This window comes from Arthrobacter sp. MDT2-34-1 (genome assembly GCF_059091365.1).
This window is the reverse complement of the sequence record NZ_JBNHGO010000097.1, coordinates 1-636: the sequence shown is the minus strand read 5'-3', so window position 1 is coordinate 636 and position 636 is coordinate 1. Positions and strand designations below refer to the sequence as shown.

Below are 636 nucleotides of genomic sequence, written 5' to 3'. Positions count from 1 at the left end.
GGGGACACCTGCGGCACGCACCAAGCGTTGTATCCGGGCCTCCCGCACCATGTCGTGGGCGGACTTCGGGTGTGGCGGGCGGGGTCCGCGGCGTAGCACGAATGTCTCGTCTCCGCGAACAATCCGGTAGGTCACATTTGACTGGCCATCCCCGATGCGGTCGACCTCCAGCGGCCCTCGGCCGAGCTTGTGCGTGTCGAAGAACTCGCGGACGGCGTCGAGGACGAGCAGCGGCGGCAAGGCAAGCGCGGTGGCTTCCTCACGCGAATCGACGACCTGAACGCCGTCGCTGACGGTGCTCATCGGATCACCGCCTGATCGAGGCGAAGCTCGCCGTTCGCCACGGCCTTGGCCCTGGCAGCCGATGCGCGGCGGGAGATTGCCCACTTGTGGGTCTCGTTGGAGCCATCGTAGATCCGGAATGGCCGTACCTCGTTGAGATACTGTGCGAGCGGGAGGCCATCGGAGACGCCGTCGCCGCCGCAGATTTGGATTGCGCGGTCAATCACTCGGTAAATCGCCTCGGAGCAGTGTACCTTCGCGATCGAGGACATGGCCGATCCGGCTTTCGGATCTGTGGCGAGCAGGTTCGCGGTTTTTGTGATGATAGCATCGGACGTTTCGATGTCGATCATG

The 636-nt window shown here is 64.2% G+C and carries 2 protein-coding genes; both read right to left on the bottom strand.

The window, feature by feature from the left end; translation table 11 throughout:
- Positions 1-303, bottom strand: a 303-nt coding sequence (locus tag AC5RVV_RS17830) for a phosphotransferase (protein ID WP_494002685.1), incomplete at its 3' end; no start/stop codon positions are given.
- Positions 300-636 (bottom strand): acyl-CoA dehydrogenase family protein (locus AC5RVV_RS17825; protein ID WP_494002684.1); only part of this gene is annotated, 337 nt, incomplete at its 5' end. The genes AC5RVV_RS17825 and AC5RVV_RS17830, both read right to left, overlap by 4 nt.